This window comes from Thauera mechernichensis, assembly GCF_029588855.1.
Taxonomy (GTDB): Bacteria; Pseudomonadota; Gammaproteobacteria; order Burkholderiales; family Rhodocyclaceae; genus Thauera; species Thauera mechernichensis.
The window spans coordinates 114,886-139,755 of sequence record NZ_JARQZE010000004.1; the positions used below are offsets into that span (position 1 = coordinate 114,886).

The 24,870-nt window shown below is 66.7% G+C and carries 19 protein-coding genes; 11 read left to right on the top strand and 8 right to left on the bottom strand.

Annotation, left to right across the window (positions count from 1 at the left end; genetic code table 11):
* The first annotated feature begins 1 nt into the window (after position 1).
* Positions 2-1,156 (top strand): PQQ-dependent sugar dehydrogenase, encoded by a 1,155-nt coding sequence (locus tag P7F68_RS07585; RefSeq protein WP_277832004.1) that lies wholly within the window; start codon positions 2-4, stop codon positions 1,154-1,156.
* A 32-nt stretch (positions 1,157-1,188) separates the two neighbouring features.
* On the opposite strand, the gene P7F68_RS07590 is transcribed toward P7F68_RS07585, so the two are convergent.
* Positions 1,189-3,561 carry a serine/threonine protein kinase gene (locus tag P7F68_RS07590; protein WP_002936555.1) on the bottom strand — a complete coding sequence of 791 codons (2,373 nt, stop codon included), beginning with the start codon at positions 3,559-3,561 and terminating at the stop codon, positions 1,189-1,191.
* A gap of 174 nt (positions 3,562-3,735) precedes the next feature.
* Between P7F68_RS07590 and P7F68_RS07595 the strand changes: the two genes are divergently transcribed.
* Positions 3,736-4,104, top strand: a complete 369-nt coding sequence (locus P7F68_RS07595) for a diacylglycerol kinase (protein WP_002936554.1) — start codon at positions 3,736-3,738, stop codon at positions 4,102-4,104.
* 8 nt (positions 4,105-4,112) lie between these two features.
* On the opposite strand, the gene mepK is transcribed toward P7F68_RS07595, so the two are convergent.
* Positions 4,113-4,679 (bottom strand): peptidoglycan L,D-endopeptidase MepK, encoded by a 567-nt coding sequence (gene mepK / locus P7F68_RS07600; RefSeq protein ID WP_002926386.1) that lies wholly within the window; start codon positions 4,677-4,679, stop codon positions 4,113-4,115.
* Positions 4,680-4,809: 130 nt separating this feature from the next.
* Here mepK and P7F68_RS07605 point away from each other — a divergent pair, with 130 nt between their 5' ends.
* The 3 genes from P7F68_RS07605 (at position 4,810) to P7F68_RS07615 (ending at position 8,584) form a co-directional block, all read left to right on the top strand.
* On the top strand, positions 4,810-6,420 hold the full coding sequence (locus P7F68_RS07605; RefSeq protein WP_277832008.1) for a L,D-transpeptidase family protein: 1,611 nt from the start codon (positions 4,810-4,812) through the stop codon (positions 6,418-6,420).
* Between the two features lie 68 nt (positions 6,421-6,488).
* Positions 6,489-7,721, top strand: a complete 1,233-nt coding sequence (locus P7F68_RS07610; protein WP_277832010.1) for a glycosyltransferase family 4 protein — start codon at positions 6,489-6,491, stop codon at positions 7,719-7,721.
* Positions 7,721-8,584 carry a UDP-2,3-diacylglucosamine diphosphatase gene (locus P7F68_RS07615; protein WP_002926383.1) on the top strand — a complete coding sequence of 288 codons (864 nt, stop codon included), beginning with the start codon at positions 7,721-7,723 and terminating at the stop codon, positions 8,582-8,584. Before P7F68_RS07610 ends, P7F68_RS07615 begins: the two co-directional genes overlap by 1 nt.
* A 10-nt stretch (positions 8,585-8,594) precedes the next feature.
* On the opposite strand, the gene P7F68_RS07620 is transcribed toward P7F68_RS07615, so the two are convergent.
* From P7F68_RS07620 to P7F68_RS07640, 5 genes are all read right to left on the bottom strand, one after another.
* Complete coding sequence (locus P7F68_RS07620) at positions 8,595-8,864, bottom strand: hypothetical protein (RefSeq protein WP_277832013.1); 270 nt, start codon at positions 8,862-8,864, stop codon at positions 8,595-8,597.
* Positions 8,861-10,168, bottom strand: a complete 1,308-nt coding sequence (locus P7F68_RS07625) for an MFS transporter (RefSeq protein WP_002936533.1) — start codon at positions 10,166-10,168, stop codon at positions 8,861-8,863. Before P7F68_RS07625 ends, P7F68_RS07620 begins: the two co-directional genes overlap by 4 nt.
* A gap of 123 nt (positions 10,169-10,291) precedes the next feature.
* Entirely contained in the window at positions 10,292-11,473 is a 1,182-nt protein-coding gene (locus tag P7F68_RS07630) for an ABC transporter permease (RefSeq protein WP_277832017.1), read from the bottom strand.
* A gap of 11 nt (positions 11,474-11,484) precedes the next feature.
* Complete coding sequence (gene rbbA / locus P7F68_RS07635) at positions 11,485-14,265, bottom strand: ribosome-associated ATPase/putative transporter RbbA (protein ID WP_002936526.1); 2,781 nt, start codon at positions 14,263-14,265, stop codon at positions 11,485-11,487.
* Positions 14,262-15,332 (bottom strand): HlyD family secretion protein, encoded by a 1,071-nt coding sequence (locus P7F68_RS07640; RefSeq protein WP_277832020.1) that lies wholly within the window; start codon positions 15,330-15,332, stop codon positions 14,262-14,264. The genes rbbA and P7F68_RS07640 overlap by 4 nt, the downstream gene beginning before the upstream one ends.
* A gap of 460 nt (positions 15,333-15,792) precedes the next feature.
* On the opposite strand from P7F68_RS07640, the gene P7F68_RS07645 reads away from it, so the two are divergent.
* The 4 genes from P7F68_RS07645 to P7F68_RS07660 are packed head-to-tail and all read left to right on the top strand — an operon-like array spanning position 15,793 to position 19,391.
* Complete coding sequence (locus tag P7F68_RS07645; RefSeq protein ID WP_277832022.1) at positions 15,793-16,977, top strand: MlaE family ABC transporter permease; 1,185 nt, start codon at positions 15,793-15,795, stop codon at positions 16,975-16,977.
* A complete protein-coding gene (locus P7F68_RS07650; RefSeq protein ID WP_002929189.1) occupies positions 16,977-17,789 on the top strand; it encodes an ABC transporter ATP-binding protein in 813 nt (270 codons plus the stop codon). Before P7F68_RS07645 ends, P7F68_RS07650 begins: the two co-directional genes overlap by 1 nt.
* A gap of 1 nt (position 17,790) precedes the next feature.
* The gene (locus tag P7F68_RS07655; RefSeq protein ID WP_277832026.1) at positions 17,791-18,732 is read left to right on the top strand and encodes an MlaD family protein; all 942 of its coding nucleotides are present in this window, start codon (positions 17,791-17,793) and stop codon (positions 18,730-18,732) included.
* Positions 18,729-19,391: an ABC-type transport auxiliary lipoprotein family protein gene (locus P7F68_RS07660; protein WP_037982138.1), complete on the top strand. Its 663-nt coding sequence runs from the start codon at positions 18,729-18,731 to the stop codon at positions 19,389-19,391. Before P7F68_RS07655 ends, P7F68_RS07660 begins: the two co-directional genes overlap by 4 nt.
* A gap of 19 nt (positions 19,392-19,410) precedes the next feature.
* On the opposite strand, the gene P7F68_RS07665 is transcribed toward P7F68_RS07660, so the two are convergent.
* Complete coding sequence (locus tag P7F68_RS07665) at positions 19,411-20,097, bottom strand: alpha/beta hydrolase (RefSeq protein ID WP_277832029.1); 687 nt, start codon at positions 20,095-20,097, stop codon at positions 19,411-19,413.
* Positions 20,098-20,794: 697 nt separating this feature from the next.
* Between P7F68_RS07665 and P7F68_RS07670 the strand changes: the two genes are divergently transcribed.
* Positions 20,795-22,315, top strand: a complete 1,521-nt coding sequence (locus P7F68_RS07670) for an SIR2 family protein (RefSeq protein ID WP_277832031.1) — start codon at positions 20,795-20,797, stop codon at positions 22,313-22,315.
* Positions 22,312-24,567 carry a hypothetical protein gene (locus tag P7F68_RS07675; protein ID WP_277832033.1) on the top strand — a complete coding sequence of 752 codons (2,256 nt, stop codon included), beginning with the start codon at positions 22,312-22,314 and terminating at the stop codon, positions 24,565-24,567. Before P7F68_RS07670 ends, P7F68_RS07675 begins: the two co-directional genes overlap by 4 nt.
* Positions 24,568-24,870: the final 303 nt, after the last annotated feature.

The following is a 24,870-nucleotide window of genomic DNA, read 5'->3' on the forward strand; positions in this document are numbered from 1 at the left end:
GATGCCGAAATCGAACAGAAGTTTCCGTCCATTGCTGCTTGCGTCCATGCTGGCGTCCTCCGTACTGCTCTCTGGGACGACGTTTGCGCGTGACGTGGTGGTGCGCACCGAGACCGGTAACGTCAAAGTGACCGAGTTTGCCACCGGCCTCGATACGCCGTGGTCGATCGCCTTCCTGCCCGACGGCCGCATGCTCGTGACCGAGCGCCCGGGCCGCATGCGCGTGGTCGGTACCGACGGCAGCCTGTCGGCCCCCATCGCCGGGGTGCCTGCGGTGCACGCGCGCGGCCAGGGCGGCCTGCTCGACGTGGTGCCGAGCCCGAGCTTCGCGCAGGACGGGCTGATCGTGTTCTCCTACGCCGAGCCGACGCAGCGCGGCGCGCGCACCGCGGTGGCGCGCGCACGCCTCGACCTCGAGCGACTCGAACTGCGCGAGGTGCAGCGGATCTTCGCGCAGAACGAGGACCCCTCCGGCAACCAGCATTTCGGCTCGCGCCTGGTCTTCGCTGCCGACGGCACGCTGTTCGTGACCCTGGGCGACCGTGGTGGTGCGCGCGAGCGGGCGCAGGCGCTCGACAGCCACATCGGCAAGGTCGTGCGCATCGCGCTCGACGGCAGCGTGCCGCCTGACAACCCCTTCGTCGGCCGTGCAGGCGTGCTGCCCGAGATCTGGTCCTACGGCCACCGCAACATCCAGGGCGCGGCGCTGCATCCGCAGACGGGCGAACTGTGGACCCACGAGCACGGTCCGCAGGGCGGCGACGAGATCAACCGTGCGCTGCCCGGGCTGAACTATGGCTGGCCCGAGGTCACCTACGGCCGCGAGTACGTCACCGGGCGCAAGATCGGCCAGGGCAGCAGCCGCGATGACGTCGAGCCGCCGCTGCTGCAATGGACGCCCTCGATCGCACCGTCGGGGATGAGCTTCTATACCGGCGAGCGTTTCCCGCAATGGAAGGGGAATGTGCTGGTCGGCGCGCTGCGCTACCAGCTGGTGGCCCGTCTGGTGCTCGATGGCAAAGAGGTCCGCCACGAAGAGCGCCTGCTGGCCGAACTCGGCCGTCGCATCCGCGACGTGCGCCAGGGGCCGGACGGCTATGTGTGGGTCGTCGACGAGAGCGAGGGCCGCATCCTGCGCCTTGAGCCTGCGCAGTAGGCCGGCGGCCCCATGCATGGCTGCGTGCGCTTTCAGCCGGCCTGCTTGATGGCCAGCACGGCCTGGTTGCGCAGCGTGCGCAGCAGGGCAAGCTCCTGCTCGCTGATCTCGATCTCGCCCGCGCGCTCCTTGTCGGCATAGATCATCGCCACCGGGCGGCCCTTGATCGTGAGCGGGAACAGCACGAAGGTGTGCGACGGTACCGACTTGCGATACCAGTCGGGCACATGGGCGGCGATCTTCGGATCGTCGATGTCCGAAATCAGGATGTCGGCGCCTTTCGCCGTGGCGGCATTGAAGACGTTGTCGGGATGAGCCGACAGGCTGAAGCGGACCTGGCGGGCCAGTTCGGCGACGCCCGGCCCAAAGCCGAAGCGGCCCGTCATCGCATTCGTGCGCGGGTCGCGGATGCACAGCAGCACGCGCTTGAAGCCCATTGCCCGGTACATGGTCTCGAGGATGATGCGCAGCACGTCGTTGAGCTTGAAGTCCTCGACCAGGGTGTTGCTGATGTCCTGGATGCCGGCGCTGAGTACGGCTTGCGCATCCGCGGCCTTGCGCCCTTCCTCGGTGGCTTGCGCGGGCGTGCTCTGTTCGAGCAGGGCGGCGACCGGCAGGCCGGTATCGGTGAGCGTGGCGGGAGCCGGCGCACCGTCGACGAGCTGGCGCAGCTGGCGGCCGATACGGGTGTTCGCCATGCTGACCTTGATGGTGGAGGCGAAGGCCTCGATCTCCTCGGCCGCCGCATGCATCAGTTCGCGCGCCGCCTGCGCCCCGACCGGAACCGCGTCGGCGAAGCGCGCCGATAGCGCTTGCAGCGCCTTGTCGCGCTCGTCCGCTGGCAGCAGCGCCACCGCGTCGCAGTATTCGTTGGCACAGGCTGCCAGCGCACGCAGGCGTTCCTCGGTGGTGGCGGGGCGGCGCACCGGGCCATCCTCGATGTGGCGCATGCTGTCCTGGATCAGCTCCGGGAAGCCCCAGTGCCGGGCCAGGGCAATACCGAGGGCCTCGAAGCCGGTGCCCAGCACGCGCTGGGCCGCGGCCTCTTCCTTGCAGCCCTGCTGCTGCATCAGGCGGCGGATGTCCTCGCTCTCCTCGGGGAAGTAGAACTGGCACAGCAGGCGGCCAAGGTTGTGGAACACGGTGCAGATGTAGACCTGCTCGCCGTCGCGCAGGCGCAGATGCGCCGCCAGCTCGCGGCCGAACAGGCCGGCCAGACAGGCGCGCAGGAACTCCTCCTTGAGCTGGGCCGCGTTGGCCTTGTTCTGCAGGTGCTCGAACAGCAGCACGGTGATCGCGATGTTGCGCACGGTGTCGAAGCCGAGCACCACGATCGCACGCGAGATGGTGCTGATCTGGCCGCCGCCGGCCGGTCGGTAATGGGCCGAGTTGACCAGGCGCAGCAGCTTGTTGGTGAGCGAGAAGTCACGCAGGATCAGCGCCGACAAGGTACCGATGGTTTCCGATTCGCTCGACGCGATGCGGTTGATCGCGGCTACCGATTCCGACAGGGCGGGGAAGTCGCCGCGGTGCTTCATGCGTCGGAGCAGAAAGTCGAGCGCAGCGGGTTGCCCGTCTTCGGTCACGGGGTCGGCGGTGGTGGCGGGGGGCTGCAGCCACGCCTGCAGTGCCAGGCGGAACGCGTTGGCATCGGCGTAGCGTGCCTGCGGGTCGAGCGCTGCCGCGCGCAAGGCGATGGCGGCCAGCTGTTCGTCGATCGGTGCGCCGTCGGCCGGTACGGTGACGGCAGTGGTGCGGGCGAGTTCGAGCAGCTTGGCCGGGTCGGTCTCGCGATGAACCGGGCGGCCGGCCAGCATCCACAACAGCAGTACGCCCGCGGCGTATACGTCGTTGCGCGGGCTCAGTTCGCGGCGCTCGATGTACTCGGGCGCGATGAAACCCGGTGTGCCCGATAGCCCCTGGCGCGCCTTCGGGTCATCGACATGACGGGCAATGCCGAAGTCCATCACGCGCGATCTGCCCGCGGCGTCGATCAGCACGTTGCTCGGCTTGAGGTCGCGGTGGATGACGCCCTGTGCGTGTGCCTCGGCCAGCGCAGTGAGGACGTCGACCATCATCGGCACGGCCTCGGCGGCCGGTATCGCGCCGCGGCGGCGCATCAGCGCGGCAAGGCTCTCGCCAGGGACGTACTCGAACACCAGGTAGAGGTCGCCGTCCTCCTCGCCCGCCTCGAACACAGGCACGATGCCCGGGTGGCGCAGCCGGCTCACCGAGCGCGCTTCGGCCAGCAGCGCGGCGTTCTGCTTGCGCTCGGCGGCCGCGAAATGAAGGGTTTTGACCGCGACCTCGCGTTCAAGCTGAGGGTCCCAGGCGAGATACACGATGCTCTGCGCACCGCGCCCAAGTTCGCGCCTGATCTCGAAGCGACCGATGCTGCTGCTCATGATTTGACCGCTGCCGGTTGATGAAGGCCCGGCGATGAATCCAGTCGATCCGGTGCGCGGGTGCGCAACGCTAATTCAGAACCGTACGCTCGTCCAGCCCTGCACACAACACGGCTGGTAACGTGTTTCGTGTCATCATCGCGACCCTTATTCAGCCAGGATGAAGACACCGCGATGGAGAGCCCTTTCAAAGGCAAGACCGGCCTGCGTCGGATCTGGAACGCCTTTCACTATTCGCTGGACGGGTTGCGTGCCGCCTATCGCCACGAGGACGCCTTTCGCCAGGAGGTCTTGCTGACGCTGGTGGCGCTGCCGCTGGCCCTGTGGCTGGGCGATTCGGCGCTCGAGCGCGCGCTGATGATCGGCAGCGTGTTGCTGGTGCTGATCGTGGAACTGCTGAACTCAGCGATCGAGGCGACTGTCGACCGGGTGTCGCTCGAACGTCACCAGCTCGCCAAGCGGGCGAAGGATATCGGCAGCGCTGCGGTGCTGATCGCACTCATCAACGCCGCCGTCGTGTGGGGGCTGGTACTGCTGGGTTGATACGGGGCTCAGGCCTTGCGCGGGCCCCAACTGCGCACCGGGCCGGTGTCGATGTGCACGAAGTCGGAGCCGGGATAGTAGCCGACGCCACCCACGCCCAGGGCAAGTGCGGCGTCGCGCAAGCGGGCGGTATCGACACCGACGAGGCGGATGTCGATCGCCTTGCCATCCATGTGCAGGCTGCGTTTGGCCACGCCGCCACCGCCGGTCTTGCGCAGGGCGTTGTTGGTTGCCGGCGAGCGGTATCCCGAGATGATCTCGAAGGTGTCGCCGCCGCAGGCTATGCTCAGGGCGTGAAGGATGTCATAGAGCTTGGGATCCATCCGGGTAGACTCGCCCGAACGGTGGTCACGCAACAGCCAGTTGATGCGTTGCAGGGCAGGCTCGATGTAACCGTTTGCGTTCCGGTAGACCAGGCTGAGCCGCTCGTCGGTATGGGTATGCCGAAAGCCGAGCTGGCGGTCGTGCCGGGCGGCATGTGCGGCATTGACTGAAAGGCCCAGCGGCAGGGCGGCGAGGCCTTTGAGGAACAGGCGGCGGCGCGGCGCGGCGTGATCGCGGGAAATCTTCGACATGAACAATAACCAGTCCAAACAAGCACTTGAAGGCGGCATCCTAAACGATGTCGGGCTGCGTTTGGGCAAAAGTTTTGTAACCTGTACGCTGCTTCTCGGCTTGACCTGGGGCTTGCCGCTGGGCGCGGCAATGGATTCCCCGGATACGGGGCGGGGCGGTGTGGCGCAGCCGGCCGATGCCGGCGCGGCGGTCGGCGCCGAGCTCGAGCGTCTGCTCAGCCTGCGACCGGCGACGACGGACGAGACGGTTGCACTGTTCTATCTGGGGCGCGCCTACCGCCCGGTCTGGAACGACAGCGTGCGCACACGTGCGCTGATTGCGGCGGTGGAAGGCGCGGCTGCGCATGGCCTGGCGCCGGGCAGCTTCCCCCTGAATGCGCTGCGCCATGCGGGGGACGCCGAACCGGCTGTGCTGTCGGCCACACAGCAGGCCGAACGCGAACTGCTGCTCAGCGACACGCTGGCCCGCTTGCTGCGCCAGATCCGCTATGGCGTGCTGGACCCGCGGCAGCTCTACCGCGACTGGAACTTCACCCCGATGCCCGGTCCTCACCAGCGCGCCATCGAGCTTGCAGCCGTGTTGCGCGCCGACGACCTTGGCGCCGCGATTGCGCTGCAGGCACCCGAGCCTGCGCTCTACCGGGCGTTGCAGCAGGCGCTCGTGCATTACCAGGCGCGCATCGGCGACGACTGGCCGCGTGTCCCGGCGGGCGCGACCCTGCGACCCGGCGAGCGCAACCCACGGGTGGCTGCGCTGCGGGCGCGGCTGCAGGCCGAGGGCGGCCCCGAACGCGTCCACCTCGAACGCGCCGGCGCAGACCTCGGCACAACGCCCGACCCCGCGTACTACGACGAGGCGCTGGCCGAGGCGGTCAAGGGTTTCCAGCGCCGTCATGGCATGGACGACGATGCGGCCGTCGGCCGGCAGACGCTTGCCGCGCTCAACACCACCCCGGCGCAGCGGGTCGAGCAGGTTCGCGCCAACCTCGAGCGCCTGCGCTGGGTGGCGTCCGACCTCCAGGGCGACCGCCTGCTGGTCGATATCACCGGTTATCGCGCCGAGCTCCGCCTGGGCGACGAAACGCTTTGGTCAGCGCGCGCGATCGTCGGCAAACCGACACGCAGGACGCCGTCGCTGCGCGACAAGGTGGTGAACCTGGTCTTCAACCCCAAGTGGGTGGTGCCGCCGACCATCCTGCGTGAGGACGTGATTCCAGCCGTCGCGCGCGGCACGGACTACCTCGACAAGCATCGCTTGAGCATCTTCGATCGGGACGGCGAGGCTGTGGACCCGGCCGAAATCGACTGGTCCGGCGCACGCAGCGGCGGATTCCCCTATCGCATTGTTCAGGCGTCAGGGGCCGATGGCTCGCTCGGCCGCATCAAGTTCTCGCTGTCGAACCCGTACTCGATCTATCTGCACGACACCAACGCGCGTTCGCTCTTCGGGCGCTCGGAGCGGGCGCTCAGTTCTGGCTGCGTGCGTGTCGAGCAGCCTGAAGCGCTCGCAATGCTGCTGCTCGACAACCCGCAGCGCTGGAGTGCGGAAGCCTTGCAGCAGGCGCTCGACAGCGGTCGCACGCAGACCCAGCGCGTCGGCCGTGATGTGACCGTATTGCTGCACTACACCACGGCAGGCCTCAACGCGGACGGCACACTGCAGCTGCGCAACGACATCTACGGTCACGACCGCACGGTCGTCGCCGCGCTCGATGCCGCAGCGCGTGTAGGCATGCATTGATCCGTCGTCATCATCCGGCAATGCACGCTTAACCGTGCTGACTTGTGCGCCGCCTATGCTGCGGTGCCATGAGAACGCTCGACTTCACGACCGAAGAGCTCTGCCAGTCGCCCCGGCTGCGCGTGGCCCTCGTCACCGAGACCTGGCCGCCCGAGGTGAACGGCGTGGCGATGACCCTGAAACGCATGGTCGACGGGCTCATCGCCCGCGGCCACAGCGTGCAGCTGGTGCGCCCGCGGCAGACGCCGGCCGATACGGCGATGTCGACTGGCGGGCTGCAGGAGGTGCTGTCGCGCGGGCTGCGCCTGCCGCGCTACGACGGCCTCAAGCTCGGCCTGCCGGCGCGCTCGCGCCTGGTGCGCGAGTGGTCGCGCCAGCGCCCCGACCTGGTGCACGTGGCAACCGAAGGGCCGCTGGGGTGGACCGCCGTTACCGCCGCCAACAAGCTGCGCCTGCCGGTGACCTCGGACTTCCACACCAACTTCGACCACTACAGCACGCATTACGGCGTGGGGTGGCTGCGCCAGCCAGTGGCCGCCTCCCTGCGCCGCTTCCATAACCGCACCGCCGCCACCTACGTACCTACCGCTGCGCTGGCGCGCAACCTGGGCGACCAGGGCTATGAGCGCGTGGAGGTGATCTCGCGCGGGGTCGATACGCGCCTGTACTCACCCGCGCGCCGCAGCGAGGACTTGCGCCGGCAGTGGGGCGTGGGGCCCGATGCACTGGCGGTGGTCTGCGTCGGCCGGATCGCCGCGGAGAAGAACCTCGGCCTCGCCTTGCGCGCATTCGCTGCGATCCGCCAGCAGCGGCCGGACGCCCGCATGGTGCTGGTCGGCGACGGCCCGATGCGGGCGGGCATCGCGCGCGAGCACCCCGACGTGGTGCAGGCGGGCATGCGCCACGGCGAGGATCTCGCCGCCCATTACGCCTCCGGCGACCTGTTCCTGTTCCCCAGCCTGACCGAGACCTTCGGCAACGTCACCCTCGAGGCCATGGCCAGCGGCCTGTGCGTGCTGGCCTACGACTATGCGGCAGCCGCCGAAGTCATTGCCGACCTGGGCAACGGCGCCGTGGTGCGCTGCGGCGACGAGCAGGGCTTCGTCGAGCGCGCGCTGCAACTCGCGCTGGCCGACACCCTGCGCGCCGAGCTGGGCGTGCAGGCCCGCCAGACCGCGATCGGTATCGACTGGGAGGCGGTCAACGACCACTTTTCCGCGGCGCTGCTGCGGGCGTGGGAAGGGCACAGGCGGGCCAAAGTGCCTGCAACGGATCTGCGAGCACGGGAGGTACAAGGCTGATGAAGCGCGTACGCACCATCTTCATATCGGACGTCCACCTCGGCACGCGGGCCTGCCAGGCCGACAGCCTGCTTGCCTTCCTTAAGGAGCATGAGTCCGAATATCTCTACCTGATCGGCGACATCGTCGATTTCTGGGCGATGAACCGCAGCGTGCAATGGGCGCCGGCACACAACACCGTGGTGCAGAAGGTGCTGCGCCGGGCGCGCCACGGCTGCAAGGTCTTCTTCATCCCGGGCAACCACGATGAGGCCCTGCGGGAATACGCCGGCGTCGCCTTCGGCGACATCCGCGTCGAAACCGAGTGGATCCACGAGACCCTGGACGGACGCCGCTACTGGCTCGTGCATGGCGATGAGTACGATCAGGTGACGCGCCACCATCGCTGGGTCGCGGTACTGGGCGACGTCGGCTACAACACGCTGGTCCGGCTCAACCTGCTGTTGTCGAAGGCGCGCCGCCTGCTGCGCCGGCCGGGCTACTGGTCGCTTGCCGGCTACGCCAAGCAGAAGGTGAAGAAGGCGGTGAGCTTCATCTTCGACTTCGAGGATGCCGTCGCCCATGCGGCGCAACAACGCGGTGTGGACGGTGTGGTGTGCGGCCACATCCACTGGCCCGCCGACCGCCGCATCGGCAAGATCCGCTACCTCAACTGTGGCGACTGGGTCGACACCTGCAGCGCGGTGGTCGAGCACTACGATGGCCGCCTCGAGGTCGTGAATTGGGGCGTCACCCGCGGCGACGGCGAGCAGGCGCCGGTGCTTCTTGAGGCCCGCCCGCTGCCAGAGTCCAGGCCGGCGGCCCGGCCTGCGCCGAAGCCGATCGCACAGCCCGAGCGGATCTACCTCACGCCCGACATCTGAGCCGCGTGCCTCAGTTGCGCGCGTCCTTGTCGCGCTCGTCCGTGCATGGTGATTCGCCCGCGCGCGCGCGCATCAGATCGATCATCAGGCGCATGCCGAGCAGGGCGTTGCCGAGCGCGAACAGGGCGATCACTGCCATCGCCAGCGGCACCAGCGGATAGGTTCGCAGGACCCAGGCCAGCACGGCCGACAGCAGGTTGAGGACGATCATCAGCCAGAAGCGGCCGTCGCGCGGGCGATACAGCCGCGACAGCCTGTAATGGGCGCCAGCCCTGCTCATTGGGTGCGCCCTTCGACGCTTGTCTGGCCTCCGACTGCAGCCAGCCGGCCGCGGCGCACCATGACCAGCACGACCACGGCGAGCACGACTTCGATGGCGCCGATGCAGACGAAAACGGCAGGGTAGGGCGCAGCCAGGACCAACCCGAACACGGCCAGCAGGGCGCTGCTCAGCAGCGGGCCGGCGGCGAAGCCGAGCGAGCCCGCCATGTTGAAGGCGGCGAGCGCGCTCGCGCGGCAGTCCTCGCCGCCATACTGCGCTGCGAGCACGAGCGAGGGCGCGTACATCAGCGCCGCGATCACGCCGCCGACGGCCATCGCGGTCATGATCGACTCCCCTGGCAGGAAGCCGAGCACGGCAAGGAAGATGCCATACAGCACGCTGCCGCTCACCATCATCGCCAGCGGGTTCCAATGCCGCGACAGGTGCCCGGCCGGATAGGTGAGCAGCGAGAACGGCACCAGGAAGGCCGCCATCGCCAGGCCGATCTGGCGTGCATCGAAACCGATGACCAGGCCGAGGTAGAGCGACAGCGTAGACACGATGAAGCCCACCGTCAGGCGGTCGGCAAACGAGAACGCCAGCGGCACCAGCAACTGTTGCCGGCTGCGCAGGGTATGCACGATCTCGGCCATGGCCAGGCGCGGGCGCTGTCGTGTCGCGTCCGCGTCGCGCAGGTACATGAAGCCGGCGACGGCGAGCAGGATCGACAATACGCCGCCACCGATCGGCACCCACAGGGGGTTGATGCCGCCGATGAAGCCGCCCAGCGGCGCGCCGCTGGCCACACCGAGGCTGATCGAGGCCCCGACCGCGCCCATGCGCGCCCCCAGCCCCGCCTTGCCGGCGCTGTCGGCGCCCAGGGCCATCAGCAGCGACAGTGCCGACATGTGCGCGAAGCCCTCCACGAAGCGCAGCCCGAGCAGCAGCCCGTAGGTCTCCGCACGTGCGTAGGCCCAGGCGATGCCGAGCAGGGTGGCGCCGTTGAGCAGCAGCGCCAGCACCGCGAGCGCCTTGCGACGGCCGAGGCGGTCCGACAGCAGACCTGCGATCGGCGCGCCGATCAGGGCGCCGATCATGTTGATCGACATGAACAGGTGGCTGGCAAACTGGCCCAGGCCGGGAAAACGTTGAGCGGTGAAGTCGGGCAGCACCGGCACCATGGCTGTGACCGGCAGCATCAGCCCGTAGAGCAGCAGCAGGGGCAGGTTGGAAGCGTCGAGGGGCAGGCGGGGCATGAAGGTGCGGTCAGCGAGCGGGCGCCGGTGGGTGCGAAGCCGACAAAATACCAGCGAATCGCACATCGGGGGCTGCAGCGCGGGGTTCCGGGTAGGCGCGGCGCCAGCCGCGAGCTTTTCATCGGCTCATCCCGGCGCTGTCGCCTTCAACCCCTCGCGGCTGGCGCCGCTCCTACGGCGTGGGCGGGGTCAGCCTTGCATCTTGCCGATGGTGTGGCGCAGGCGGGGGGGGGCGAGGGTGAAGAAGAAGCCGCCGATGAGCGCGACCATCAGGAACTGCGGCCACACCACGTCGAGCCCGGCGCCGCGGAAGAGCACACCCTGGGCGAGGCTGACGTAGTGGGTCGTGGGGGTGAAGGCCATCAGCGTGCTGACGAGCTCGGGCATGCTTTCGCGCGGCGTGAGCGCGCCCGACAGGATCTGCAGCGGCAGCAGCACCAGGATCGCCATCAGCCCGAACTGGGGCATGTTACGTGCCAGCGTACCCATGAAGATGCCGATGGAGGTCGCTGCGAACAGATAGAGCAGGGTGCCGAAGGCGAACAGCAGCGCCGACCCTGGCACGGCCACCCCGAGCATACCCTTGACGACGATCTGCAGCGACAGCGCGGACGCGAGCAGCACCACCGCGCCCATCGCCCATACCTTGGAGAGCATGATCTCGAGTGGCGTGACCGGCATCACCAGCAGGTGTTCGATGGTGCCGTGTTCGCGCTCGCGGATCAGGGCGGCGCCGGTGAGGAGGATGCCGAGCAGGGTGATGTTGTTGATGATCGAGGTGACCGCGGCGAACCAGCTCTGGCTGAGGTTGGGATTGAACAGCGCGCGCGGCACGAGCTCGACCGGCTGCGGAGCGGCCGTACTGTAGCGCAGTACGAAGGCACGGATCTCGTCGTTGACGATGCTTTGGATATAGCCGGTGCCGGTCTGTGCCTGGCTCTGGCGGGTGGCGTCCACATTGAGCTGGAGGGCTGGCGCACGTCCTGCGAGGACGTCGCGCTGGAAGTTGGGCGGGATGTCGAGCACGAAGGTGTGGCGGCCGGCGTCCATGCCCTTGTCCATCTCGCCCAGCTCGATCAGATCCGGCGCGATGAACTGCGGCGGCTGCAGCGCGGCGACGATGCGTGTCGACAGCTGCGAGCGGTCCTCGTCGACAACGGCGATTGCGGCGCGGTGCAGGCTCTCCGGCTTGGCGCGCGCATCGGCGTACACCGAGACCGAGAACATGAAGACGATGAGGAACAGCATCGTCCAGTCGCCGAGCAAGCTGTGGAACTCCTTGATGCCGAGGTGCCAGGTGTTGTGGACCAGGCTGCGCCCGCGCCTGCGGGCGGGGGCGTGCGCAGCGGCATGCGTGTTGTGGTCGTTCATCGGCGGTCCCCCTAGCGTGCCTGCTTGCGCAACAGCAGCACCGCGCCGAGCGTGAGCACCGGAACGGCGATCAGCAAGGGCAGGAAGGCCGCCCACAGGTCGCCGAATTCGAGCGCCTTGGCGAAGGTGCCGCGGCTGATGTTGAGGAAGTGGCTGGTGGGATAGATGGCGCCGATGAAGGCGCCGCCGCCTTCGAGCGAGGACACGGGGTCGAGCATGCCGGAGAACTGGATCGCCGGCAGCAGGGTGCCGATCGAGGTTCCGGCCATGGCGGCCACCTGGCTGTCGGTGAGGGTGGACATGAGCAGGCCGAGGCCGGTCGTCGCGGTGACATAGAGCAGCGCGCCGAGCACGATCGTCGCCAGGCTGCCCTTGAACGGCACGTCGAATACGGTCACCGCGATCGCGAACAGCAGCGCGAAGTTGAACATGGACAGCGCGATATAGGGCAGCTGCTTGCCGAGCAGGAACTCGAGCTTGGTCACCGGGGTGGTGTAGACGTTGAGGATGGAGCCGAGCTCCTTCTCGCGCACGACGCCCAGCGCGGTCAGCATGGAGGGGATGAACACCAGCAGCAGCGGGATGACCGCCGGCACGATGGCAACCACGCTCAGCATGTCCGGGTTGTAGCGGTAGCGCACCGCGATGTCGGCAAGCGGGGTGGGCGGCGTACCGGTGGCGGCGCTTACCGCTTCGCTCAGTGTCTGGGTGTGCAGGCCGACGACGTAGGCGCGCGCAACCTCGGCCCGCATCGGCATCGAGCCGTCCAGCCACAATCCGATCTGCGGCGCCTGGCCGCGATCGAGGTCGCGGCCGAAGCCGGGCGGGATCTCCAGCGCCATGGCAAGCTCGCCCGCGCGCATGCGGCGGTCGATGTCGGCGTGGCTTTGCAGCGGCGCCTGTTCGCTGAAGTAGCGCGAGCCGGCGATGTTGAGGGTGTAGCGCTCGCTCGCTACGCTGCGGTCGTGGTCGAGCACGGCATAGTTGAGCCGCTCCACGTCCATGCTGATGCCGAAGCCCATCACCAGCATGAGCAGCACGGTGCCGAGCAGGGCCAGAGTCAGGCGGAAGGGGTCGCGCTGCAGTTCGGTCGCCTCGCGTGCGCTGAAGCTGAGCAGGCGGGCGAGGCTGAAGCGCGCAGCCCGGGGCATTGGCGCCGCTGCAGGGGCGTCGGCCTCGGGTACGTCGGCTTGAGGTACGTCGGCTTCAGGTACGTCGTGCGCATGGCCGGCCGCAGCCGGGGCGCGCAGCTGCACGCCGCTGGCTTCGGCCAGGTAGGCGACGAAGGCATCTTCGAGGTTGTCAGCGCCGCGTTGCGCCACCAGCGCGGCGGGGGCGTCGCTCGCCAGGATGCGCCCGGCGTGCATCAGCGAGATGCGGTCGCAGCGCTGGGCCTCGTTCATGAAGTGGGTGGTGATGAAGACCGTTACGCCGTCCTTGCGCGAGAGGTCGATGATCAGCGCCCAGAAGCGGTCGCGCGCCACCGGGTCGACGCCCGAGGTGGGCTCGTCGAGGATCAGCACGTCGGGGCGGTGGAGCACGGCGACGGCCAGCTGCAGGCGCTGGCGGATACCGAGCGGCAGGGCGTCGGGCAGCATGTCCATGACCGGGCCGAGCTCGAAGCGCTCTGCCAGTTCTGCGATGCGGGCCTCGCCCTCGGCCGGCGGCAGGTCGAACAGGCGGGCGTGCAGGGCCAGGTTGCGTCGTACCGACAGTTCGCCATACAGCGAGAAGGCCTGGGACATGTAGCCCACTCGGCGCCGGGTGTCGATGTTGCGTGCGTCGAGGACCTCGCCGAGCAGGCGCGCCTCGCCCCGGGTAGGCGGCAACAGGCCGGTGAGCATCTTCATGGTGGTCGACTTGCCGCAGCCGTTCGAACCCAGGAAGCCGAAGATCTCGCCGCGGCGTACCTCCAGATTGACGTCGTCGACGGCGACGAAGTCGCCAAAGCGCATCTGCAGGCCGCGCGCGGCGATGACCACCTCGCCGGCCTGCAGCGGTGGTATCACCAGCGTGCTGTGCCCGCTGCGGCGCTCGGCCGGCAGCAGGGCGAGAAAGGCTGCCTCCAGGCTGTCGGTGGCGGTGCGCGTGCGCAGCGCGTGCGGCGTACCGGTCGCCAGCACACGCCCCGCGTCGACCGCCACCAGCCAGTCGTAGCGCTCGGCCTCCTCCATGTAGGCGGTGGCGACCAGTACGCTCATGTGTGGCCGCTGCTGGCGGATCTCGTCGATCAGTTCCCAGAACTGTCGGCGCGAGAGGGGATCGACGCCGGTCGTCGGCTCGTCGAGGATGAGCAGGTCGGGATCATGGATGAGCGCGCAGCACAGGCCGAGCTTCTGCTTCATGCCGCCCGACAGCTTGTTGGCGGGCCGCTCGGCGAAGTCGGCCATGCCGGTGGCGGCGAGCAGGGCCTTGATGCGGCCTGCGCGCTCGGCACGCGACTGCCCGAACAGGCGACCGAAGAAGTCGATGTTCTCGAACACCGACAGGGTGGGGTAGAGGTTCTTGCCCAGGCCCTGCGGCATGTAGGCGATGCGCGGGCAGACGGCGGCGCGGTGGTGCGCTTGTGCCATGTCGCCGCCCAGCACCTCCACCCGGCCCGCCTGGATCTTGCGGGCGCCGGCGATCAGGCCGAGCCAGGTGGATTTGCCCACGCCGTCCGGGCCGATGAAGCCGACCATGCAACCGGCCGGGACGTCCAGGTCGACGCCATCGGCAGCGAGGGTGTCGCCGTAACGATGTTCGACGCCGCGCAGGCGGACGACCGGCGCGGCGCTGCCGGTCGCGGTCACGGCAGCCTCACCTGCAGCGCGTCGGGCCAGGCGCGGGCGTCGTCGAGGCGGACGTGCGCCATCCCCGGCAGGCCGGTCTTGACCTGTTCAGGGTATTGGCGCAGCAGCGCGGGGTCGACTCTCGCCTTGACGCGGAACACCATCTTCTGGCGTTCGCTCTGGGTCTCCACCGTCTTCGGGGTGAACTGCGCGACGCTGGCGACGTAGGACACCTGGGCCGGGATCACGAGGTGGGGTGCCGCGTCGAGGACGATGCGCACCTCGGTGCCCATCGCCACCCGCCCGGCCGCCATCTCGGGCAGGAAGAAGCTCATGTACACGTCGGTGATGTCGATCAGGCTCACCACCTTGCCGCCGCCGCCCACCACCTCGCCCGGCTGCACCACGCGGTACTGCACGCGGCCGTCGCGGGGTGCGCGCAGGGTGGCGTCGTCGATCTCGGTGCGCAGGCGGGCGACCACCGCCTCGGCAGCCGCGATGCCGGCCTCGGCCTGGGCGACGTGGGCACGCGCGGCGTCGGTCGCGGCGCTGGCGGCGGCGATCTGTGCCTGCGCGGCGCGAACGTTGGCCTCGGCGTTGCGTACGCGCGCGGCCTGATCGTCGGCAATCTGCTCGGAGGTGGCGCGCTCGGCCAGCAGCGCTTGCGAGCGTGCGCTGGTACGGCGGGCAAGATCGAGCTCGGAGCGGCGCTGGACCAGTACGGCCTCGGCCATCGCAACGTCGGCCTCGCGCTGCGCGACCATGGCGATCGCAGTCTGACGCGCGCTGCGGGCGTTGGCGACCTCTGCGAGGGCCTGGGCATGCTGGGCCTCGAGCGACTTCACGTCCATGCGGGCGACGATGTCGCCGGCGCGGACAAAGTCGCCTTCGTTGACCAGGATGTCGTCGACCCTGCCCGCCGCGCGCGTTGCGACATCGACCTGAGTGGCTTCGACACGGCCGTTGCCACGCACGAAGCCGTCCTGCTCGGCCGGCGGTCTCGACAGCAGCCAGGCCGTGACGGCCGTGGCAAGGAGGAGGGCAGCGACGCCGCCGCGGATGATCGTGGTGCGGGTCTGTGGGGACATGGTGGCGGTCCTGTTTCGGCTTGAAGACGATGCGCTTGCGTGTGCCCGGGCGGTGTTCGTCGGATCGTGCCGCAGCCAGGAGGGCTGCCTGGCAGCCTGTAGTAGAATCGCCCGACGTATTCGCCTGGCGGCAACGCCCTGTCAGGTCGCGGTTTGCGAGAAGCCGCGCAAAGGCAGTGTGGATAGGGCCTGCAAGCGTTCGGGTCATTATGCCATGTCCTTGTTGCGGGCGAATTGCCGGGCTTGTCGGCAGGCGAAAAGGCTCGCGGCTGGCGCCGCTCCCACTGGGGCTGCAGCGTGCGCGGTCTTGCCGTAGGAGCGGCGCCAGCCGCGAGCCTTCGAAGGCGATCGCCCCCCGCGCATCCGCCAACACTGCTGCGCCTCAGCCCGTTGCCTTGCGGCTGGCACCGTTTTGCTTGAATGTGCTCTGAACTGAAGAAGCTCACCCGACTGGAGTGCGATGCCGATGTCCCTGTCTGCCGATTCGACCCCGCCCGCGCCGAGCTTCGTGGCGCGCCCGGGCAATGCCGAACTGGTGGCGGATGAGGGCGGTGGCGTACTGCGCTTGGGCGGGGACTGGACGCTGGCCCACTACAAGCGCCTGAACCAGGTGGTGGACCGCCTGCGCGGGCGTGCGGGCGAGGCTGCGCGTGTGGATCTGTCCGCGCTGCTTGCGCTCGACACGGCTGGCGCGCAGCTCATCTGCGCGCTGCTCGGCAGCCAGCGCGTGGAGGTCTTGATGGCCGAGGCCGCGGATGTGCCCGCAGAGCGCCGTGCGCTGCTCAGGGCCGTCGCGGCGGCGCTTTCCGGCCAGGACGGCAGCGGCGCACGCAGGCGCGGCAGCGCGCTGGGCGACGTGCTCGAGCATGTCGGGCGCACGATGGGCGTGTTCTGGCACCATGTCGTCGGGCTGGTCGGCTTCATCGGCCTCATCCTCGAGACCGCTGCACGTGTGATGCTGCAGCCGCGGCGCTGGCGGGTCACCGCGCTGGTGGCGAACCTGGAGAAGACGGCGCTGGACGCCGTGCCGATCATCGCGCTGCTCACCTTCCTGGTGGGCGCGGTGGTGGCCTTTCTCGGCGCGACCGTGCTCGCCGACTTCGGCGCCAGCATCTTCACCGTCGACCTGATTGCCTACTCCTTTCTGCGTGAGTTTGGCGTGCTGCTTACCGCCATCATCGTCGCCGGCCGCACGGCGAGCGCCTTCACCGCGCAGATCGGCTCGATGCGGGCCAACGAAGAAGTGGACGCGATCCGTGTGCTCGGTCTCGATCCGGTCGAGCTGCTGGTGCTGCCGCGCGTGTTCGCGCTGATGCTGGCGCTGCCGATGCTGACCTTCGTCGCCATGGTGTCGGGCATCGTCGGCGGCATGCTGGTGTCGGCGCTCACGCTCGACATCTCGCCGGTGATGTTCCTGTCCCGGCTCGAGAGCAATGTCGGCCTCATCCACTTCCTGGTCGGCATGTCGAAGGCGCCGATCTTCGCCTTCCTGATCGCTGTCATCGGCTGCCTGGAGGGGCTGCGCGTGCAGGGCAGCGCGCAGTCGGTGGGCGAGCACACCACCTCGGCGGTGGTGCAGTCGATCTTCGTCGTTATCGTGGTCGATGCGATCGCCGCGCTGTTCTGCATGGAGATGGGCTGGTGATGAAGGCGCAGGCGAACGTGGCCGACAACATCATCGAGGTGCGCGATGTGCGCAACCAGTTCGGCAGCCAGGTAGTGCACGATGCACTCGACCTCGACGTGCGCCGCGGCGAGATCCTGAGCATCGTGGGCGGCTCGGGCACCGGCAAGTCGGTGCTGTTGCGCACGATCGTGGGCTTGAACCGACCGCGTGCGGGCAAGGTGCGGGTGTTCGGCGAGGATCTGCTGGCGCTGCCGCCGGCACGGCGCATGGCGGTGGAGCGCCGTTTCGGCGTGCTGTTCCAGAAAGGGGCGCTGTTTTCCTCGCTGACGGTGGCCGAGAACGTGGCACTGCCGCTGATCGAGCATGCCGGCCTGGGGGCGCGCGAGGCGGCGCAGCTGGCGGCGCTCAAGATCGCCCTTGCCGGCCTGCCGGCGCTGGCGGGCGACAAGTACCCGTCGGACCTGTCGGGCGGCATGGTCAAGCGCGCCGCCCTGGCGCGGGCGCTTGCGCTCGACCCGGATATTCTGTTTCTGGATGAGCCCACCGCCGGGCTGGACCCGATCGGTGCGGCGGCCTTCGACCAGCTCATCCTCACCCTGCGCGATGCGCTCGGGCTCACGGTGTTCATCGTCACCCACGACCTGGACACCATCTACACCATCACCGACCGCGTGGCCGTGCTGGCGCAGAAGAAGGTGCTGGTCAATGCCGGCCTCGACGACGTTGCCGCCTTCGACGACGCCTGGATCCGCGAATACTTCCACGGCCCGCGCGGCCGTGCCGCAGCGCAGGCGGTGAGTGCCGCCGCTGTCCGAACGGAGAATGCCTGACATGGAAACACGCGCCCATCACGTCCTGATCGGCCTGTTCACGGTGACCCTCATCGGCGCCGCGCTCATCTTTGCGCTATGGCTGGCCAAGGCCGACAGCGACCGCCAGTTCGAGGTCTACGACATCGTCTTCCAGGAGGCCGTCACCGGCCTGTCGCGCGGCAGCACGGTCGAGTTCAACGGCATCCGCATCGGTGATGTCACCGGCCTGCGCCTGGACCCGCAGGATGCCCACCGCGTCATCGCCCGCGTGCGTGTCGACAGCGAGGCGCCGGTGCGCAGCGACACCCGCGCGCGCCTGGTGCCGGCGGGCATCACCGGCATCTCGATCATCCGCCTCACCAGCGGCGACGAGCCGACGAGCACCAAGCTGCAGGGCAGCGACGACGTCGTGCCGCAGATCATCGCGACCCCCTCGCCGATGAGCCGCCTGCTCGCCGATGGCGAGGACGCCGTCTTCAACATCAACGAGCTGCTCATGCAGGCGCGCGCACTGTTGTCCGCTGACAACGTCGCGCTCGTCGGCCGCATGCTGCAGCACATGGAGACCACGACCGCCAGCCTGGCCGAGCAGCGCGGCGATGTGGGCGAGGCGGTGCGCCAGCTCACCCTCGCCAGCCAGCAGGCCAATGCCGCGCTGGCCGAGGCGACGCGGGCGATGGGCGCCGCCAACCGCCTGATCGACGTGCAGGGCGCGCGCACCCTGGAGAGCGCCGAGCGCTCGATGATCGCCTTCGAACGCGCCATGGGTACGCTCGACAGCCTCGTCGCCGATAACCGTGATGCACTCGACGGCGGCGTGCGGGCGCTGGCCGAGCTTGGCCCGGCGATCGGCGAACTGCGCACCACGCTCGCTTCGCTGCGCGCGATTACCCGCCAGCTCGAGGACCGCCCTGCCGACTATCTGCTCGGGCTCGAACCGACCAAGGAATTCACGCCATGAAGCTCACCATGAAGCACACCGACCGCGCCCGGCGGGCGTTCGTGCGCCTGCGTGGGGCAACGGCTTCGGCCGCCGCCCTGGCGCTGCTCTCGGCCTGCACCATCCTGCCCAAGGCCGAGCCGCTCGACGTCTACTTGCTGCCTGCGGAGCAGGCGTCTGCACAAGGCACGGGTGCGCGCGCCGATGCCGCCTCCATGCCGGTGTCCCTGCGCATTGCGCGTCCTGCAGCGGGCGTGCATCTGGCCGGCCAGCGCATCGTCGTCCTGCCCGAGGACAACCGCGTCAGCATCTACAAGGGGGCCGGCTGGAGCGACCCCGCGCCCATCCTGGTGCGCAACCGCCTGCTCGACGCCTTCCGCGCCGACGGGCGCATCGCCGCACTGAGCACCGACGAGCGCCGCCTGCACGCCGACTTCGAGATCGACAGCGATCTGCGCGCCTTCCAGAGCGAATACCGCGACGGCAGGCCCGAGGTGGTCGTGCGCCTCGATGTGCGCCTGTATCGCCCGGACACCCAGCGCATCGTCGCCAGCCAGCGCTTCGAGTTCCGCCAGGCCGCGACCGACACTGCGGTGCCGGCTGTGGTGCAGGCCTTCGGCCAGGCATCCGACGCCCTGGCGCTGGCCGTGGTCGAGTGGGCGGTCGCAGCGATGCGCTGACGGCAGCGGCGGCTGCCGTCTAGCGCGCGCCGCCTACCAGGGCCTTGATCCAGGCGCCGATATCGGCCACTTCTTGCAGGCACACCGAGTGGGGCATGTCGTAGGTGTGCCACTCGGGCTCGAGGCCAAGCGTCTGCAGCAGACCGAGGGCCTGGGTCCCCAGTTCGAGCGCGACGACGTCATCCTGCGTCCCGTGCGCGGCGAAGAGGGGGATCTGCCGGTTTGCCTCGGTCAGCTCATCGACGAGCAGGCGGGCGCTCGGGATGTAGGTCGATAGCGCGACGATGCCCGCCAGTGGCACCGGGTGGGTGAGCGCGCTCAGATAGGCGACCGCGCCGCCCTGCGAGAAGCCTGCGAGGACGATGCGGTCGCTCGCGATGCCGCGCCCGTTCTCGTGTTCGATGAGCTGGCGGACGTAGGCGCGCGATTCGAGCAGGCCGCCTTCGTCGATCTGCCGGCTGGCCGGTGCGAGCGAGATGATGTCGTACCAGGCGCGCATCACGTAGCCGCCATTGCAGGTCACCGGGCGCAGGGGCGCGTGCGGAAAGATGAAGCGCAGGGCTGGTGCGTCGGCAAGGCCGAGCTCGGGCACGACGGGTTCGAAGTCGCTGCCATCGGCGCCCAGGCCGTGCAGCCAGATCACCGACCACTGCGGGTTGGGGCCGGTCTCGACTTCGAGGGGTGTGGTGTCCGGGGTGAAGTGCATGGTTCGATACTCCGGGTGGTGGGGGGCGGCAACACGGGCGCGCGCCTGTTGCCGGGGTGTGTTCTCGACCATCGGCCGCCTGAGGTTTCGGTGGCGAAGATTGGCTGCCAGCAAGCGGTGGAAGACGAGATAGCCCGCGAACTGGGGTAACTGCGCGGCTACGATAAGGCCTTCGCGCAGCTGGATCCAGAGTTCGATCGGCCGAGCAAGGCGCTGTCGGCTTTGATCCGCATGGCGCAGTCGAGCCAGGGGCGGCGCTCTGCGAGGCGGCGAGAGCCGTATCTTCATCTGCCTGGCGAGGTGCTGGACCGTGCTGAGGAAGGGGTGCGCGAGTCGTTTGCGCCTCATCGCGGGGGGAGGGGGCGGAGGCAGGGTAGGTTTGCGTGCTTGTCGACCGAATGCTGCGAAAGCTCGATGTTGTGAGGACAGTTCGAGCGTTGGAGTGATTTTTTGAGTTCGGCGGGGGCGGCGGGTGGGATACGAAGATCGGGTTGTCGGCCTTTGCTGCCCCTCATGAATCTACAACTGTAGGTCAGCAATATGGCGCTATGCAGTCTTTCGCCTGCAGATCACTGTGACCTGCTGCGCATGCAAGATCGTGCAGGAGTATTCTGAAACGATGTTGTTTGCGTATATTGACCCAGTGCTAACTCTTGGACACCCACCCTATGCCTCTTGCGAGTGACTGGTTTAGAGCATGACTGAAGCTCGAACCTACATCCCCGACCAGCTAATCAAAGATGCCGCGAAGCATGGCGAACTGGTCGTCTTCGTTGGAGCGGGTGCGTCCATGCTTTGCGGCAGCCCAGACTGGCGTGGGTTCGCGAACCAAGTCGTCGGCGCTCTTGAGCAGAAAAGCGTGTTGAGCTTCTTGGAGGCGGAGCAACTGCGCGGGCTTGGTGACTCGCGCCGAACCCTCTCAATTGCGATGGCTCTTGCCAACGAGTCGGGTATTGCAATCGACTTCGACGGAATCTTGCACCCGGCGAAGCCAGCGGCAATTGGCTCCGAGCTGTATGAGTTGCTTGCGGCCTTGCGCCCCGTCTTCGTTACGACGAATTACGACAAGTGGCTCGACGATGCTGGCTTTGCAGACCTCTTAACAGAGGTCAGTGTGGGCAGCGAATCAGCGCCCGCCAAGGGGCCAACCAAGAGACAAAAATACTACCTGCGGGAGCACTTGTCCCCCGCCCTGCTAACTGAAAGGGGGGCTGTAATCCATCTTCATGGCTCCTATACGGAACCGCGTTCGATGGTGGTTTCGCTGAAGGACTACATCGAGCATTACGCGAATCCGAGAGTTCAGGGATTTCTCGCGGCGATGTTCAAGAACCACACGGTTTTGTTCGTGGGATATGGGCTCGCTGAGCTGGAGGTCTTGGACCACATCATTCGTTCTAACGAGTCACTTGGAACTGGTTCGGTTGAGCCACGACACTTCTTGTTGTATGCGTATCGGTCAACGGAGTCGGTTCAGACTCGGTTCATTGAGCACTTCTTTCGCGACCAGTGTGGCATTCGGGTCATCCCATATTGCATCGACGTGAAGGGGTACCAAGAAGTCGTCGAAGTCTTCAAAGGGTGGGGTTCGGAGTTGGATGTACGTGACCCTACGACGCTAGACCTCCAAACACACCTTGACAGATGTGTCGCTTCGCCTAGTGCGGTTAACCGAGAAGCGGCGCTTCGTCTCGTAAGCAGGCAACCTGAACTCGCCTCTTACTTTGTCAACTCTCTGAAAGACCCAATCTGGTTCTCCGAGCTTGACAGTGCCGGGTTCTTCAACGTGGAACATCATCCTGAGGTGAAGGTCGTTGAGAGCGAACGCGGCGCCAGCTTTCAGGCCGAAGGGTGGCCCGCTTTGCGCTACCTTGAACAGATTGCCGCCGCAGCGCAGGATGGCCAGGCGAATCGGATTGCGGACATCGTTCGGACTATCAGTTCTGACGCTCAAATGCGAGGGTTGGACAATTGGAGGACATGGTGGTCCTTGGCAACAATCCTGTCGCAATTACCGCTTGAAGTCCTCACAGAATCTGATATTGACATGGTTCGCTCTTGGCTAATGGGTCGCTTTGAATCAAACATGGTGGGCCAGGAGTTAGGTGAGAAGCTGCTGCCGCGACTGCTCGACAGCCCCGACCAGACGAACTGGCGCAAGGCAATTTCGCTGGTCGACGCGTTGTCGATGATTCGGCGAACGGAGGATGCGTCATGAGCGACAGGGTGGGGGTGCTGGATAGCTACCATTTGGGCGAAGCACTAAAGGCTTCAGCTAGGAAGCTTGGTGAGCGCTGCGGCAGCGGCGCCGTGGACATGTTGGCCCGCCGCTTGGGCGAGTACATTGGCTCCCCAGAGGATGACGAGTATTCATACATCTGGCGCTCTGCGATTGAAGATCACGAACAAGATGCCCACAAGGAAGACGCTCGCGCCGTTCTCGTTGATGCTGTCCGTGACGCCGCTCTGGGTGCCACGAGTTCCAATACGCCCGAGGCACTGGCCGTGGCGAGGGCGCTCCTTCAGTCTCCCTACCCGACTCTTATTCGCGTAGGCATCTACGTGTGTAGTGAGCACTATGGGGCTGTTGGGACGATCTTTTGGGAATGTGCGAAGGACAAATGGTTTTTCGATCTCCGCTATTGGCATGAGCTTTATTGGCTCATCAAGAAGGCGTTCCCCAGATTCTCCGCCCACCATAGGACTCAGTTTATGCGAGTCGTAGAGGAGCTGAAGGGGGATTGGTCAGACGAGTCGCACCAGCACAAATGGGACGAAATCCATAGACGAGACCTGCTGCATCCGGCATTTGGGCAGGGCGATCCAGAAGTAGACGAGAAGTACCTAGCCTTAGTGCAGCGCTGGGGGCCGGTTCGAGATCACCCGGATTTCCACACTTATTCGACCAGCGAGTGGGTCGGAGACCGAAGCCCGGTCGCATTTGATGCGCTAGTTGGCATGTCTGACGCCGAATTGGTGGCCTTCCTCAAGGGTTTTGTGCCAGACAGCCGAAGCTGGGACGGTCCAACATACCGTGGGCTCGCTTCATCAATCTCTGCAGCAGTGCGAGCAAGCGAGGACGGCTTTGCTCGACGAATCGGCCTCTTTGCTGACTTGGCGCGCCCATACCAATATGGTTTGTTGCGGGGTCTGAAGCAACGATGGTCTGACGATAAGCGCGATATCGACTGGCAAGCAACGTTGTCGCTTGTGCAGAAAATCGCTTCCTCGCCGGCCTTCAGAGCCGACTTAACCGGTGACCAGCCAGAAGGGTGGGAGCCATCCGTGCATTGGGTAGTTAGCGATATTGCCGACCTATTGAAGGGAGCATCAGGCACGGAACGCCATGTGCCAGCGGAGCTTTATCAATCGTGTTTTGAGATTCTTAGTCTTATTCTCGACGCCATGATGCCCACGGACGCTAAACAGGCGAACGATCCCGTTTCACATGCAATCAATTCTCCCAGAGGGCGCGCTCTTGAGTCCCTAATTCATATGGCGCTCGCAATGCGGCGTGAGGAGGTTGCATCGAATTCCAGTTCAGGAGAAACCTGGGGGTCGGTCGGGCCGGTACTAGAGGCCGAACTGGCGACAAGTGAGGCTGGACTGAATGCGGACTTTGCGGCGATGGCCGGGATGTACTGCGCGAACTTCCACTACCTCAACTCAGAGTGGACGGAAGCTAACTTCGACCGACTGTTCTCGTCTGCCAACGAAGGGGCTTGGAAGTGCACGGCGCAAGGCTTTGCGTATCAGCGTTATCTGTATGGCTGGCTCTTCAAGAGCTTGGTCAAGGGCGGCCACCTGAGGAGGATGGTTTACTCGGAAGGCTTACCGGATCAAGTAGCGGAGAGAGCACTCCAGTTCCTAGGGCTTGCGTATCTTGAAGGCATGGAGGGCCTTGATGGAGGAGGGTTACTCAGCGAACTCATTGCGGATTTGAGGGTCAAGGCGCTATCTCATTTGTGTGGGTTCTTCTGGACGCTCCGAGGGAAGGGCGGGCAGTCGGCACGCACGTCCAAGATTTTGGCATTCTGGATGAAACTCGCGGAGCAGATTCGGGCAAACCACTCCAACCTGCCCGAGTTGCAGTCGGCCCTCAGCAGGTTGGCAGTCTTCGTTCACGAGCTTACGCCAGCCGCCGTTCAGGCATTGGTCGAGGCCGCGCCTCACGCTCAAGTTAGGCATCATGGCTACATACTGGTCGAGAACCTTGCGCGTCTTGCAGGTCAGTATCCGAAAGAAGCGGCAACCGTGTTCCGTGCTGCGATGTCCGGCTTTCTACCCGACTACCGCGAGGAAGACGTAATTGGAACCGTCAATCGATTAGCTGACGCAGGTGAGATTGATGAAGCCGAATGGATATGCAACGCATACGCGGAACGAGGCTCGACGCTGCTCAAGAACACCTATGAGACCCTTCGCGCAAGGCAGCGGGCATTGAACGATCCAGGTCGCAGCTCTTCATGACGGGTGAGATTGAGAGAGCTTCCGGAAAGCCGCAACTGTCCTTTGCCTGTTCGATAGACCGGCCATTTAAGCGGCCACTCTTCCCAGAATTCTGCCAATAAGGCCGCCGAGACGTGGGTGTGGCCTCAGAGGGCCGATATGAGTAGCTCGGTGAACAGGAGACCCGTCGCTCGACCGCATTGATCACCGCGCGGCGGCTTTCCGCAACACTGCCGCCCCTGAGTCGGTGCCGGGTGGCCGACAGTTCCGGCCGACAACCCGTCGCTCACCCCTTGTGGAATCTACTGCAGGCTCCATCTACTG